Annotated in this window: 10 protein-coding genes; 5 read left to right on the top strand and 5 right to left on the bottom strand. The window is 64.1% G+C overall.

Features of this window, described 5'->3' with window-relative positions:
- Positions 1–24 precede the first annotated feature (24 nt).
- Positions 25–621: an alpha-ketoglutarate-dependent dioxygenase AlkB family protein gene (locus tag AC07P1_RS06770; protein ID WP_494695064.1), complete on the top strand. Its 597-nt coding sequence runs from the start codon at positions 25–27 to the stop codon at positions 619–621.
- 217 nt (positions 622–838) lie between these two features.
- On the top strand, positions 839–1423 hold the full coding sequence (locus AC07P1_RS06765) for an outer membrane beta-barrel protein (protein ID WP_315221216.1): 585 nt from the start codon (positions 839–841) through the stop codon (positions 1421–1423).
- Positions 1424–1486: 63 nt separating this feature from the next.
- Here AC07P1_RS06765 and ettA read toward each other — a convergent pair whose 3' ends face one another.
- Entirely contained in the window at positions 1487–3154 is a 1668-nt protein-coding gene (ettA, locus tag AC07P1_RS06760; RefSeq protein WP_494695063.1) for an energy-dependent translational throttle protein EttA, read from the bottom strand.
- 284 nt (positions 3155–3438) lie between these two features.
- Between ettA and AC07P1_RS06755 the strand changes: the two genes are divergently transcribed.
- A complete protein-coding gene (locus AC07P1_RS06755) occupies positions 3439–4383 on the top strand; it encodes an alpha/beta fold hydrolase (RefSeq protein ID WP_494695062.1) in 945 nt (314 codons plus the stop codon).
- Here the strand turns inward: AC07P1_RS06755 and rarD are convergent, their stop codons facing one another.
- Positions 4384–5271, bottom strand: a complete 888-nt coding sequence (rarD, locus tag AC07P1_RS06750; RefSeq protein ID WP_494695061.1) for an EamA family transporter RarD — start codon at positions 5269–5271, stop codon at positions 4384–4386.
- A gap of 233 nt (positions 5272–5504) precedes the next feature.
- Between rarD and AC07P1_RS06745 the strand changes: the two genes are divergently transcribed.
- Positions 5505–7385, top strand: coding sequence for a potassium transporter Kup (locus AC07P1_RS06745; RefSeq protein ID WP_494695060.1), 1881 nt, complete (start codon positions 5505–5507; stop codon positions 7383–7385).
- A gap of 120 nt (positions 7386–7505) precedes the next feature.
- Complete coding sequence (locus tag AC07P1_RS06740; RefSeq protein ID WP_494695059.1) at positions 7506–8393, top strand: FKBP-type peptidyl-prolyl cis-trans isomerase; 888 nt, start codon at positions 7506–7508, stop codon at positions 8391–8393.
- A 66-nt stretch (positions 8394–8459) separates the two neighbouring features.
- On the opposite strand, the gene AC07P1_RS06735 is transcribed toward AC07P1_RS06740, so the two are convergent.
- Genes AC07P1_RS06735 through AC07P1_RS06725 form a run of 3 tightly spaced genes read right to left on the bottom strand, consistent with a single transcriptional unit; the run spans position 8460 to position 13997 of the window.
- Positions 8460–10892, bottom strand: coding sequence for an ABC transporter permease (locus AC07P1_RS06735; RefSeq protein ID WP_494695058.1), 2433 nt, complete (start codon positions 10890–10892; stop codon positions 8460–8462).
- A gap of 13 nt (positions 10893–10905) precedes the next feature.
- Positions 10906–13299, bottom strand: coding sequence for an FtsX-like permease family protein (locus AC07P1_RS06730; RefSeq protein WP_494695057.1), 2394 nt, complete (start codon positions 13297–13299; stop codon positions 10906–10908).
- A 17-nt stretch (positions 13300–13316) separates the two neighbouring features.
- Positions 13317–13997 (bottom strand): ABC transporter ATP-binding protein, encoded by a 681-nt coding sequence (locus tag AC07P1_RS06725; RefSeq protein ID WP_494695056.1) that lies wholly within the window; start codon positions 13995–13997, stop codon positions 13317–13319.
- Between the last annotated feature and the right edge of the window lie 25 nt (positions 13998–14022).

The raw sequence follows: 14022 nt of genomic DNA, 5'->3' as shown, positions 1-14022 counted from the left end.
CGTAGTGCCGGTATCATACCGCGCATGGACTTATTCGCCGACGACGCCGCCCTGACACCGATCCCGATCGAGGATGGCGAACTGTGGTTTCAGCAGCGGCTGGCGCTGGACTGGCCGCCGGCCGAAGTCATGCGACGCCTGCTCGACGAGACCGACTGGCGCCACGAACAGGTGCAGGTCTGGGGCAAGCTGCACATGCAGCCGCGCCTGACGGCCTGGCACGGCGAGGCGAGCTATCGTTATTCCGGCAAGACCTTCCATCCGCTGCCGTTCACGCCGCTGCAACTGCACATCAAGGAGGCGGTCGAGCGGGCCACGGGACGGCGTTTCAACAGCGTGCTGCTGAACTACTACCGGGACGAGCGCGACAGCATGGGCTTCCACGCCGACGACGAGCGCGAACTGGGACCGGAGCCGGCCGTCGCCTCGGTCAGTTTCGGCGCGCCGCGTACCTTCATCCTCAAGCACCGACGCCTGCCGAAGACCGTCAAGCTGGCGCTGGGCGACGGCTGCCTGCTGTTGATGGCCGGCACCTTGCAGCAGCACTGGCTGCATGGCATCAATAAGGAACGCACGCCGCGCGGGCCGCGCATCAACCTGACCTTCCGCTTGATTTCCTGAGCGGTAATTCAAGGCCTCGGGAACTTTCTTAAGCCTCGCTTAAGTTTGGCGAAGCGTCGATTATACCATGAAACATATGGCTTACACTTGGTCACACTTCTTACTAATTCGGTCGTGACGGCTGATGGTTGCAGTGCTATCTTGAACACATCGCAATTCAAAGAACTGCGATCCCAAGCAAGTCCCACTTCAATCATTTTGCTGAAAGATCGATATCATGAAAAAAATTCTGTTCGCATTAGTCGCTTCCGCTGCCGCCATGAGCGCCACTTCCGCCTTCGCCGATGACGCTGGCACCGGTTACATCGGCGCCGGCGTGGTCGGCAGCCGTTACGAGTTCAACGCGCCCAACGCGCTGAGCGGCGACAACCACAGCGGCTACAAGGCCGGCGGCAAGGTCTACGGCGGTTACAACATCGACCAGACCTGGGCTGTGGAAGCGGGCTACACCGACTTCGGTAAAAAGTCGTACAACTACACGTCGAACGGCCTGCCTGGCGGTATCCGCACCGATGCGCACTCCTACTACCTGGCCGGCAAGGGCACGTGGCCTGTGAACCAGCAGATCGCGCTGTTCGGCAAGCTGGGCGTGGCACGCAACACCAATGAAGTGACCACCACCGGTTTCTCGTCGGTGAGCGGCGACAAGGACAAGACCGCGCTGTACGCGTCGGTCGGTGCTGAATACGCCGTCAACAAAAACGTCAAAGTCTCGCTGGAATATGAAAACTACGGCAAGAACGACATCGACACCGGTCGCAAGAGCGGCGCTGTGACGGCGGGTCTGCGTTACGCGTTCTAACTGAACGATCGGATATGAAAAAGGCCACCGCGAGGTGGCCTTTTGTCGTTTACACCGCCGTGCTTACACGGTCAGCGGTTTGTAACGGATACGCTTCGGCTTGGCGCCTTCCTCGCCGAGGCGTTTCTTCTTGTCGGCTTCGTATTCCTGATAGTTACCGTCGAAGAAGGTCACCTGCGAGTTGCCCTCGAACGCCAGGATGTGCGTGGCGATACGGTCCAGGAACCAGCGATCGTGGGAGATCACCAGCACGGAGCCGGCGAATTCGAGCAGCGCGTCTTCAAGCGCGCGCAAGGTTTCGATGTCCAGGTCGTTCGACGGTTCATCGAGCAGCAGCACGTTGCCGCCCTTGAGCAGGGTCTTGGCCAGGTGCAGGCGGCCGCGCTCACCGCCGGACAGGTTGCCGACGATCTTCTGCTGGTCCGAACCCTTGAAGTTGAAGCGGCCCAGGTAGGCGCGCGACGGCATGTCGAAGCGGCCGACGGTCAGCATGTCGGCGCCGCCGGAGACGTCCTCGAACACGCTCTTGCTGTCGCTCAGGGTGTCGCGGTTCTGGTCCACCAGCGAGACGCGGGCGGTCTGGCCGATGACCACTTCGCCGCTGTCGGGCTTGTCCAGGCCGGCCACCATCTTGAACAGGGTCGACTTACCGGCGCCGTTCGGACCGATGATGCCGACGATGGCGCCAGGCGGGATCGTGAACGAAATGTTGTCCATCAGCAGGCGGTCGCCGAACGCCTTCGACACGTTCTTGAACTCGATCACTTCGTTACCCAGACGCTCGGCCACCGGGATGAAGATTTCCTGGGTCTCGTTGCGCTTCTGGTATTCGTACTCGCTCAGCTCGTTGAAGCGGGCCAGACGGGCCTTCGACTTGGCCTGGCGCGCCTTCGGATTCTGGCGCGACCATTCCAATTCCTTGGCCAGCGCTTTTTGACGGGCCGATTCGGTCGATTCTTCCTGCTTCAGGCGGTTGGCCTTCTGGTCCAGCCACGACGAGTAGTTGCCCTTCCATGGAATGCCATGGCCGCGGTCCAGTTCCAGGATCCATTCGGCGGCGTTGTCGAGGAAGTAGCGATCGTGGGTGATGCCGACCACGGTGCCCGGGAAGCGCAGCAGGAATTGCTCCAGCCATTCGACGGACTCGGCGTCCAGGTGGTTGGTCGGTTCGTCGAGCAGCAGCATGTCCGGCTTGGACAGCAGCAATTTGCACAGCGCCACGCGGCGCTTCTCGCCGCCCGACAGCACGCCGATCTTGGCGTCCCATGGCGGCAGGCGCAGCGCGTCGGCGGCCATTTCCAGTTGCAGGTTCAGGTTGCCGCCGTCGGAGGTCGAGATGATCGCTTCCAGCCGGGCCTGCTCGGTGGCCAGCGCGTCGAAGTCGGCGTCCTCTTCGGCGTAGGCGGCGTACACGGCCTCCAGCTTGGCTTGCGCCTCGAACACTTCGCCCAGGCCCGATTCGACTTCCTGGCGCACGGTTTTTTCGGGATCGAGCTGCGGTTCCTGCGGCAGGTAGCCGATGTTCAGGCCCGGCATCGGCACGGCTTCGCCCTGGATGTCGGTGTCGATGCCTGCCATAATTTTCAGCAAGGTCGACTTACCCGATCCGTTCAGACCCAGCACGCCGATTTTTGCGCCTGGGAAGAAGGACAGCGAAATATCTTTCAGAATCTGGCGCTTGGGCGGGACGATTTTGCCCACGCGGTTCATGGTATAGACGTAATTTGCCATTCAGGGGGAGCTTTCAAGAGAGTAAGTGATAATCCGTATCCAGCATTATAGGCGCAGCGGACAGCGCCGGACACATCGCGCGCGCATCCGGACACCCCGTTTCAGCAAATCCAAGGCGATCAGCCCTACACCGACGAGGCCCTCAAGCGGGCGATCAAGCGGCGGCCGCGACGAAACAGCCGATTTCGCTCGGCTTCGAGGCCGACGGACGGTCGCAAACGGTGCCGATACCGTACCATGGCACCGAGTCGTGCCGCCCTATAACCGCCAGCGCTGATAAACCCATGATAAAAACCATATTTTTGCTCTTCATTGCTACGCTGATGCCGCTGCCGTCCACCGCCGGCCCGGTGAACATCGACCAGTCCTTCACACCCGATATCGGCGGCATCAAGCAGGTTGTCGAGATCAAGACCGACGACGCGAACAAGCCGGCGCTGCTCTTTTTGTCGGGCGGGCCGGGCAGTTCAATGATCAATAATGCGGCCGCTTTCACCGACCAGCTGAAAAAGCATTTCACGATTGTTCAATGGGATCAGCGTGACGCCGGCAAAACGCTGAAATTGAATCCTTCTCCCACCAGGCCATCGCTCGCGCAAATGGAAAGCGACACGCTCGAGGTCATCCAATTCGTCAGGATGGAGCTGAAACAGCAAAAGATTTATTTGTTGGGTAGCTCGTGGGGGAATGTGCTGGGTTTTCATATCGTCAAAACCCATCCGGAACTATTAAGCGCTTACTTCGCCGTCAATCCCGTGATCAGCCAGTTGGCAAGCGAGAAGGAATTGCTTGAAACCTTAAGGGTTCACTTCCAGGACAACGCCGCCGCCAGCGGTGAACTGGCCGCCGTCAGCCTGCCGTTTAAAACAGATGACGACCTTTTCCATCTGAGGAAATGGCTCTTCATCAAGGATGGCAAGGCGTTCGCGGCAAGCGCCGACTTCAAGAAGGGTTTTCTGCAATGGTCGAAAGCCTGGTCGCCGGTCTGGAACGAAGTGATGGCCATCGATCTGAACGCGTCGTTGAAGAAAGCCGACTGCCCGATCTACTTCCTGGTGGGCAAAAACGATATCCAGACGTCGACAAGCATCACCGTCCGCTATGCCGAGGCGTTACACGCGCCTCGGAAGGAACTCTACCTCTTTGAACAATCCGGGCATCAAATTCACCAAGATGAACCGGAAAAATTCCAGGCGACGATCATCCGGACGCTGGCCGCCGCCAGGTAGCTAGGTAGCCGGCTGCGGCCGGCGCCGGCCGGCCCACAGACCCTCGGCCACGTACAGCGCCAGGGCGGCCCAGATGATGACAAAGCCGATCAAGCGCGCCGGCGGAAACGCTTCGTGGAACACCCACACGCCCAGCAGCGCCTGCATGGTCGGCGACAGGTATTGCAGCAGTCCCAGCGCGGCCATCGGAATCTTGCGGGCGCCGGCGGCGAACAGCAGCAGCGGAATGGCCGTGATCGGCCCGGCCGCCGCCAGCAGCCAGCGGGTGCTGTCGAATTCGCTGTTGACGAAGGTGTTCTGGCCGTTCATCGTCAGCCACACCACGTAGATCAGGGCTAGCGGGAACAGTATCATCGTCTCCAGCGACAGACCCTCGAGCGCGGCGAGCGCCGCTGTTTTGCGCAGCAGGCCGTAGGAGCCGAAGGTGATGCCTAAAATTAAGGCAATCCACGGCACTTGGCCGGCCACCCAGGTCAGCCACAGCACGCCGCAAGCCGCCGCGCCGATCGCCACCCATTGCGCGCGCCGCAGCTTTTCCTTCAGCACCACCACGCCCAGCAGCACATTGACCAGCGGATTGATGAAATAACCGAGGCTGGCGTCGATGACGTGGCCGTTGTTGACCGACCAGATATAAACGAACCAGTTTGCGGAGAGCAACACGGCGCTGGCGACGAAGCTGGCCAGCACGCGCGGCCGGCCCAGCGTGTGCGGCAGCCATTTCCACTGGCGCCGCGCGGTCAGCACGATGGCCAGGAACAGCAGCGACCACAGCATGCGGTGCGCGAGCATTTCCAGCGCCGGCACCTCGGCCAGCGCGTGGAAATACAACGGGAACAGTCCCCAGCAAAAGAACGCGAAGGCGGCGTAGACAATACCTGGGTTCATGGTGCGCAGCGGCGTAAAGAGGGTGGGCCGACATTATCGCGCAATTAACCGGCGCTTGCTGGCCGCCGGGCAACAACGGCGTCCCGCCAGCGCGCCATGCTCGCGCTCGCGGCCACAGCAGCGTACACTGGCGATATTGACTAATTGGAATGCCGCCGTATGCCAAAATCTCCTTGCCTTTTGCAAATAGTTATCCTATTGTGCAACGCACCAAAACAACAACAGGTGCAATCTTGACCGAGCAACACAAGAAAAGCAGTGTCGCCGCCCTCACCTTGGCGGCGGTCGGCATCGTCTACGGCGACATCGGTACCAGCCCCCTCTACACCCTCAAAACCATCTTCGACCCCGACCACGGCCTGGTGTTGAACGAATTCAACCTGCAGGGCATCATCTCGCTGATTTTCTGGGGTTTGACGATGATCGTCTCGCTCAAATACGTGACGCTGGTGCTGCGCGCCGACAACCGCGGCGAGGGCGGCATCATGGCGCTGATGGCGCTGGCGCTCAACTCCGTCACCAAGGCCGCGCCGCGCTGGCACTTTCCGCTGATGCTGGTGGGCGTGTTCGGCGCCACCATGTTCTACGGCGACAGCGTCATCACGCCGGCCATCTCGGTGCTGGGCGCGATCGAGGGCCTGGAAGTGGCCGCGCCGGGCCTGGAACAGTACATCGTCCCGCTGTCGATCATCGTGCTGGTGTCGCTGTACGCGCTGCAAAGCCAGGGCACGGCCGGCATCGGCCGCTGGTTCGGGCCGATCATGGTGGTCTGGTTCCTGGCGCTGGCCGTCATGGGCGTGATCAACATCGTCGCCGCGCCGCAGATCCTGTACGCGCTCAATCCGATGAACGCCTTCCACTTTATGCTGGAAAACCGCATGATCGCCTTCGTCGCGCTGGGCGCCGTGGTGCTGGCCTTCACCGGCGCCGAGGCGTTGTACGCCGACATGGGCCACTTCGGCAAAAAACCGATCCGCGCGGCCTGGTTCCTGATCGTGTTCCCGGCGCTGGCGCTGAACTACCTGGGCCAGGGCGCGCTGCTGCTGACGCACCCGGAGGCGGTGTCCAACCCGTTCTTCAACCAGTTGGGTTCATGGAGCGTCTACCCGCTGGTGGTGCTGTCGACGATGGCGGCGGTGATCGCCTCGCAGGCGACCATCTCCGGCACCTTCTCGATGACCAAGCAGGCTATCGCGCTGGGCCTGCTGCCGCGCATGCGCATTTTGCACACCTCGGCCACCGAGATCGGCCAGGTCTACATCCCGGCGGTCAACTGGCTGCAGCTGGTGGTGGTGCTGATGGCGGTGATCGGCTTCGGCTCGTCGGACAAGCTGGCCGGTGCCTACGGCATCGCGGTCACGGCCACCATGCTGTGCACCACCGTGCTGACCTTCTTCGTGATCCGCTACCGCTGGCACCTGCCGCTGTGGCTGTGCTTTGGCGCCACCGGTTTCTTCATCGTCATCGACATCCTGCTGTTCTCGGCCAGCACGCTCAAGCTGTTCCACGGCGGCTGGTTCCCGCTGCTGCTGGCGATCATCCTGTTCACCATCATGCTGACCTGGAAGCGCGGTCGCGAGCTGGTGTTCAAGAATCTGCAAAAGCACGCCATCCCGCTCGAGGAGTTCCTGTCGTCGCTGTTCGTGGCGCCGCCGGCGCGCGTCTACGGCACCGCCATTTTCCTGCGCGGCGAAAGCGACGGCGTGCCGCACGCGCTGCTGCATAACCTGTCGCACAACAAGGTGCTGCACGAGCGCGTGGTGTTTTTCACCGTGCACATCGTCGAGGAACCCTGGGTGTCGGAGGACGAGCAGGTTAAAGTGATCGACCTGGGACACCAGTGCTACCAGGTCAATGTGTTCTACGGCTTCAAGGACGAACCGGATATCCCCAAAGTGCTGGCGCAGTGCGAGTGTCTGGGCCTGCCGTTCGAGATGATGGAAACGTCGTTCTTCATCGCCCGCCAGACGGTCATCTCGACCCCCGGCCACGGCATGGCGCCATGGCGCGAGCATCTGTTCGTGACGATGTCGCGCAACGCCCGTGGCGCGGCCGACTACTACCAGATTCCGCCCAACCGCGTCATCGAACTTGGCACGCAAGTGGAAATATAAGCACACAAACCGCGCTAAAAGATGTAACCGAATGTAGTGCTTGGGGCGGAGGAGCTGGCGTCTGCTAAACTTCTGCTCCTAAAAGCTTGCACGAATATGAACTATTCATCAAAGGTCATCATGAAATCGAAGTTTCACATTATTGTTGCTGTTGCCTGCCTGGCGATCTTGACGGCCTGCGGTGGCGGTTCGAAGAAATCCGATCCGGTCGTGGTGCCGCAGCCGGCGTATGCGATCAAGGATGTCACGGTCGGCCCCGGCGCCGACACCACCACGCTGGCGGAAAAAGGCGATCTGGTGACGGTGGCCTACACCGGCTACCTGTACGACGCCACCAAGGCCGATGGCATCGGCGCCAAAGTGGAAAGCTCGATTGACAGCGGCACGACGGCGCCGCCGTTCACGCTGGGCGTGGGCGGCATCGTACCGAGCGGCTGGGACCTGGCCATCGTCGGCATGCGCGTGGGTGGTGTGCGCCTGGCCACGTTACCGGCCAACCTTGCCTACGGCGCTACTGTGCGCGACCCGCAAACGGTCAACGGCATCGCCTACGCCGGGATTCCGGCCAATTCGCCGCTGGTCTACGAGCTGCGGCTGATCAACGTCACCAAGGTGGTCAAGCAGCCTAGCGTCGCGCCGCCGACGGATCTGAAGATCGTCGAGGTCACGGCCGGCACGGGCGCCGTCGCCGCCCTTGGCAAGAGTGTCACGGTGCGCTACAGCGGTTACTTCTACGACGGCACGCGCGAGAGCCTCAAAGGCGCGCGCTTCGATCCAGGCGCCACTGCCACTGCGCCGTACGGTACCTTGACGTTCACCGTTGGTACCGTCACCGGCACCGGCAGTGTCATCCCTGGCTTCAGCCGGGGCACGGAAGGAATGCTGGTAGGCGGTAAACGCACCGTGTTCATCCCGCCCGCGCTCGGGTACGGCGCGACCGGATCGGGCACCACGATTCCACCCAACGCCAACCTGGTCTTCGATATCGAGCTGATGTCGGTGAATTGATCCGCAGCGCATGGAAATGAAAATGGCAGCCAATAAAATGGCTGCCATTTTTTTCGTCCCTGCCTGCTAGTCGCGCAACGCCTTCGCGGGGGAGATGCGCATCGCCGCCAAGGTATGACGGGCGGTGGCCGCCGCCACGATCAATAGCGCGATGGCCAATGCCGCCGCCGGCGCCCATCCGCCCAGCGGCGTGCGCTCGACGAACGGCGCCAGATAGTGCTGGATCGCCAGCGCGGCCGGCGGCAGGCCGATCACCGCCGCGACGCCCGTCAGCAGCAGGAATTCGCGTCCCACCAGAGCGCCGATGGCCGCGCGGCCGGCGCCATGCAGCTTGCGCAGCACGATCTCGCGCGCGCGCCGCTGCACGCTGTTCGCGGCCAGCACGTAGATGCCGAACGCCGCCAGCGCGAACACCACGGCGGTGGCGCAGGCGAGCATCCGGGCCACGCGCAGATCGTCGGCATACGCCTCGGCGTGGTACCCGCCGGCGCGCCGTATGATCGGCGGGGATGTCGGGAAGTAGCGCAGCGCCGTCGCTGCGATCGCCCGCTCCAGTGCATCCGCCGCGCCGCTTGCCGATGGCGCGGCGCGCATCCGCACCGTCAGCAGGCGGCTGTTCTCAGCCGGCTGGTACATCGTCGGCGCCACCGGTTCACGCAAGGTGTACCAGCGGATGTCCGGTGCCACCCCGACGATGCGCCAGTTGGAGTCGGGGAGGCGCTGACCCAGCGCCTGTTGCATCGAATTCCAGCCCAGCGCTGTCACCGCCGCCTGGTTGATGACGATATTGCGCTCCCCGTCCTTGCCGGCGTTGTTGTCGATGCGCGGGTCGAATAGCCGCCCGGCGATGGCGGACAGGTCGTAGACGTCGAAGAACTCGGGACTGACGAATTGCACTGTCAAAGCGGCGGTACTGCCGTCCGCACGCCGCACCGACGTGCTGCCCCGTGTGCCGGTGTGGTCGTCGCGACCGGGCACAGAGAGGCTGTCCGCCACGCCCGCCACCTCCGGCAAGCGCGCGACGGCGTCGCGGAACGCCCGCGCCCGCGCATCGTTCAGTCCTTTGCTCATTTCCACCACCAGCAACGGCGCCGGATCGAAGCCCGGCGGCACGCGGCCGGCGAACTGCGTCTGCCACAGGATCGCCAGCGCCACGCTGCCCGTCGCCATCGCCGTGGCGAACTGCAATGCCGTCAGCACGCGCCGCAGCCATGCGCCGCCAGCCGTCTCGCCGCTGCGGTGGGCCAGCGCCGCGCCCATGTCGACGCCGCGCGCCAGCCAGCCGGGATACAGGCCCGCCAGCGCGCCCACCACGACGCCGGACAGCAGGCCGGCCGCCAGCGACAGCGGCGTGAACACGTCGTCGAACCGCCGGTCCAGTAGTTCGGACAACAACGGCAGCAGCAGCCACGCCAGCAGCATGCCCAGCGCGGCGGCGGCAACCGACAGCAGCACCGCTTCGGCCATGAACTGCGTCAGCAGCTGGCGTGTGGTGGCGCCCAGTACGCGGCGCATGGCGATCTCTCGCTGGCGGCGCAGGGTGCGCACCGTCGCCAGGTTGACGTAGTTGACTACAGCAATTGCGAGGATCAGCAAACCGGCCGCGCCCATGGCCAGCACCAGGCGCTTGTCGCCGCGTGGGCCTGCGCCCATGGTGTTGGCGACGCTGCGGTCGAAGTAGGCGTCGGCCAGCGGACCAAGGCCGATGTCCACCATCTTGCGTCCATCCGGCATGGTCTTCATATCCGGCGTTGCCGGTTCCTGCCATGGGGCGCGGTCGACGACATCCTGCAGGACTTTTTGCAGCGCCGTCGCGCTGACTCCGGCACCGGTCTTGACGTAGATCCGGCCTTCGATGCTCATCCATCTCGACAGCGAATGCTGGCGCTCCGCGTCCGGCCACAGCGCGCTGCCGATGCCGACCATCGCGCCGAATTGCAAGGTGCTGTTGCCGGGCCGATCGTCCAGCACGGCGCGCACCTGCAAGGTTTGACCCTTGATGTCCACGGTCTTGCCCAGGGCGTCGATGGTGCCGAACAATGCCAGTGCGGTCCGGTGGGTCACCGCCAAGCCATCGGGCAAGGTCAGCGCCTGTTGCAGGTTGCCTTCCCGCGCCCGCAGACCGGCGATGTGCTCGAAGGCCGGATCGACCGCCATCACCTCCAGCTCGCGCGCTCGACCCTGCAGCGACGCCGTCGTCTTGTGCGGCCACCACACGCTGGCCTCCAACGGCAGGCCGCTGCGCAGCGCCACCTCGCGCAGCGCGAACGGCGTGTATTCCATCCACTGCGGCTGCGGGATGAAGTTGAGCCGGTGTTTGATCACGTAGACGCGCTCGCGCTGCGGCACGTCGCTGTCGTAGCTGAACGAGTAAGCCACAAACCCGAGCAACAGGAAGCAGACCGCGAAGCCGGTCGCCAATCCCAGCAGCTCGACCGCCGATTGGAATGGTTGACGCAGCAGCAGGCGCCAGCCGATGCGAAAATCCCTTAGTCTCATTTCTATCTCCTTTTCAGTCGCGCAGCGCCATCGCCGGCGACATGCGCAACGCCGCCACCGTGTGCCGCGTGGTTGCCAGCAGGGCGACCAGCGCCGCCATCGCCAGCGCCGCCGCCAGCGTCCACATGCCGATCGGCGCGCGCTCGGTATAGCCGGCGAGATAGCGTTCGATCGCCAGCGCCGCCAGCGGCAGGCCGATGAGCGCGCCGGCGCCGATCAGCGACAGGAACTCGCGACCCATCATCAGGGCGATATCGAGACGCCGCGCGCCGTGCAGCTTGCGCATGACGATCTCGCGCCGGCTGCGCTGCACGCTGTAGGCCGACAACACGTAGATGCCGAAGGCCGCCAGCGCGATCGCCACCACGCTGGTGGTGACCAGGATGCGCACCAGGCGCGCATCATCGGTATAAGGTTCGGCCAGCACCGCCTCCTGCGACGTGATCTGCAGGATGTCGTTGGGAAAGTGGCGGCGCCAGACCGGCTCGATGGCGCCGTAGGCGTCGGCCAGGCGGCCGTCGGTGCGGACCGACAGCATGCCGGCCGGACGAATGCTGTAGATGATGGCCTTCGCCGGCTGTCGCAGGCCCTGGAAGCGGATATCCGGCGCGATGCCGTTGATCCGCAGGCCGCTCGGCGTCGCTTGGCCCACCGCATCCTGTGGCGTGGCATATCCCAGCGCCAGCGCGCCGGCCTGGTTCAGCACCACGCCGCCGAGGTCCTTGGTGTCCTTGGGATCGTGCGCGGGATTGAACAGCTCCCCATACAGCGCGCGTATCCGGTGCACTTCGAACCAGTTGGGCGAGACGTACTTGGCCTCCATCGGGATCTCCCTGCCGTCCTTGCCGACGACGGTGCTGATCACTTTCATGCCGTCGCGGCCCACCGCTTCCGAAATCGCGGCCACCGCCTGCACTCCCTGGACGCGTCGCAGCTGTTCGATAAAGGCGGTGGCGGCCGGATTGCCCTCGGCGCCGTCGGGGAGCGGCAGCGCGAGCAGGTTGGCTGTGTCGAATCCCGGCGACGCGTGGCTGGCGAACCAGGTTTGCCAGCCGACGGCCAGCGCCGTGGCGCCGAGCGTCATCGCGCTGGCGAATTGCAGCACGGTGAGCACGCGGCGCACCCACAACCCGGCCACCGTCTCGCTGTTGCCGCGTCCCGTCAGCGACGCCCCGGGCAGCGAATGCAGGGCGATCCAGGCCGGATAGGCGCCGGCGCAGATGCCGATGAAAACCCCGAACGTCAGCGCGATCGCGCAGCGCAGCGGCGTGAACATGCCTTCCAGCGGGCGGTTCACCATGTCGGAGAACACCGGCAGCAGCAGCCACGCGAGCATCAGTCCCGCGACGGTCGCGAGCAGCGCGGTCAGCAACGCCTCGCTGAGGAACTGGCGCACCAGTCGCCCCGAGCTGGCGCCGAGCAGTTTGCGCAGGCCGATCTCGCGCTGTCGGCGCAAGGTGCGCACGGTGGCCAGGTTGACATAGTTGATGGCCGCCAGCAGCAGGATCAGCAAGCCGCCGGCGGCCATGCCGAACACGGTGCTGCGCTGGCCATGCCGTTGGGCCGCGCGGCTATTGAGCAGTTCCTGGTCGAAGTAGGCGTCGCGTAGCGGCAGCAGCTTGATGTCCGAAACGTTGCGGCCATTGAGCGCAGCGCCCATGGGGCCGGCCTTGACGCGCTGGTTCATCGGCGACTTTTCGGTGGCGTCCTGCAGCAGCGTGGCCAGCGCCTCCATCGACGCGCCGGGTCTGAGCTTCATGTAGACGGCGCCGCGCGACCAGTTGGTGAAGGCGGTGGCGCGTTCGGGCCAGGCGCTGCTCGTGCTGCCGATGAGCGCCTCGTAAAGCTGGCTGGAATTGGCCGGAGGATCGGGCAGCAGGGCGCGCACTTGCAGCACGTTGTCGCCGACTCTGACGCTTTGGCCCAGCGCCGGCGCTGCGCCGAACAGCTTGCGCGCGGCGGTCTTGGTCAGCGCCAGGCCATCCGGCTGCGTCAGCGCCGCTTGCAGATCGCCCGCCGATGCGGAGATGCCGAACAACGGGCCGAAGGCCGGATCGACCACGCTCAAGTCCATCGCATGCAGCGTGCCCGCGGCGCGCAGCGGCTTGTCGATGCTCCTGACGATGCTGGCCCGCTCCACCAGACCGCTGTCCAGCGCGATGTCGCGCAGCGGCAGATAGCCGATGGTCTGCCATTCAGGACGTGGAAAGACGTTGATGCGCTGCTTGACGGTGACCAGGCGGCCGTTATCGGGCACGCTGCTGTTGTAGTCCAGGCAGAAGGCGACAAAGCCGAACAGCAGGAAACAGGCCGCAAAGCCGATCGCCAGCCCGCCGGTGACGACGATGGAGTAGGCCGGCTGTTGCAGCAACAGGCGCCAGCCGATGCGAAAATCGCGCAGGTTCATGGGGGTGATCCTGACACTTAAGCGGCTTGCAGGGCGTCGACCATGATGCGGCCGTCCAGCAGGTTGATGGTGCGCGAGGCCTGCGCGGCGTGGTCCGGCGAGTGCGTCACCATCACCACGGTCGTGCCCTCGGCGTTGATCTCGCGCAGCAAGCGCATGACTTCGTCGCCGTGGGCGGTGTCCAGGTTACCGGTCGGTTCATCGGCCAGCAACACGGCGGGACCGGCCACCAGCGCGCGCGCAATCGCCACGCGCTGCTGCTGGCCACCCGACAGTTGCGACGGACGGTGCGCGGCGCGGTGACCGACGCCCAGCTTATTGAGCATTGCCGTCACGCGCTCGCGCCGTTCGCGCGCCGGAGTACCGTTGTATTCGAGCGCCAGCTCGACGTTTTCGAACACGGTCAGCTCTTCGATCAGGTTGAAGCTCTGGAAAATGAAGCCGATGCGCCCGCGCCGCAGCTGGTTCAGCTTCGATTCGCTCCAGCCGGCGACGTTCTGGCCTTCGAACCAGTATTCGCCTTGGTTGGGCGTGTCGAGCAGCCCCAGGATGCCCAGCATGGTCGATTTGCCGCAGCCGGACGGACCGGTGATGGCGACATATTCGCCCGCTTCGATCTCCAGGTCGATGCGGTCCAGGGCCGTGGTCTGGATTTCCCCTGCCTGGTGGATTTTGCTGATGCCGACGAGTTTGAGCATGTGGGTTTGCCTTTTGGTGGTGTGG

Source organism: Duganella sp. GW821-FHT07F09 (assembly GCF_059418705.1).
The sequence above is the reverse complement of the archived record's forward strand: the minus strand, read 5'-3'. Positions and strand labels throughout refer to the sequence as shown.

Bases quoted from the DNA above. Each gene is read 5' to 3' on its own strand.
- AC07P1_RS06735 (WP_494695058.1), bottom strand. From the start codon at position 10,892: ATGAGACTAAGGGATTTTCGCATCGGCTGGCGCCTGCTGCTGCGTCAA.
- AC07P1_RS06770 (WP_494695064.1), top strand. From the start codon at position 25: ATGGACTTATTCGCCGACGACGCCGCCCTGACACCGATCCCGATCGAG.
- AC07P1_RS06725 (WP_494695056.1), bottom strand. From the start codon at position 13,997: ATGCTCAAACTCGTCGGCATCAGCAAAATCCACCAGGCAGGGGAAATC.
- AC07P1_RS06765 (WP_315221216.1), top strand. From the start codon at position 839: ATGAAAAAAATTCTGTTCGCATTAGTCGCTTCCGCTGCCGCCATGAGC.
- AC07P1_RS06755 (WP_494695062.1), top strand. From the start codon at position 3,439: ATGATAAAAACCATATTTTTGCTCTTCATTGCTACGCTGATGCCGCTG.
- AC07P1_RS06740 (WP_494695059.1), top strand. From the start codon at position 7,506: ATGAAATCGAAGTTTCACATTATTGTTGCTGTTGCCTGCCTGGCGATC.
- rarD (WP_494695061.1), bottom strand. From the start codon at position 5,271: ATGAACCCAGGTATTGTCTACGCCGCCTTCGCGTTCTTTTGCTGGGGA.
- ettA (WP_494695063.1), bottom strand. From the start codon at position 3,154: ATGGCAAATTACGTCTATACCATGAACCGCGTGGGCAAAATCGTCCCG.
- AC07P1_RS06730 (WP_494695057.1), bottom strand. From the start codon at position 13,299: ATGAACCTGCGCGATTTTCGCATCGGCTGGCGCCTGTTGCTGCAACAG.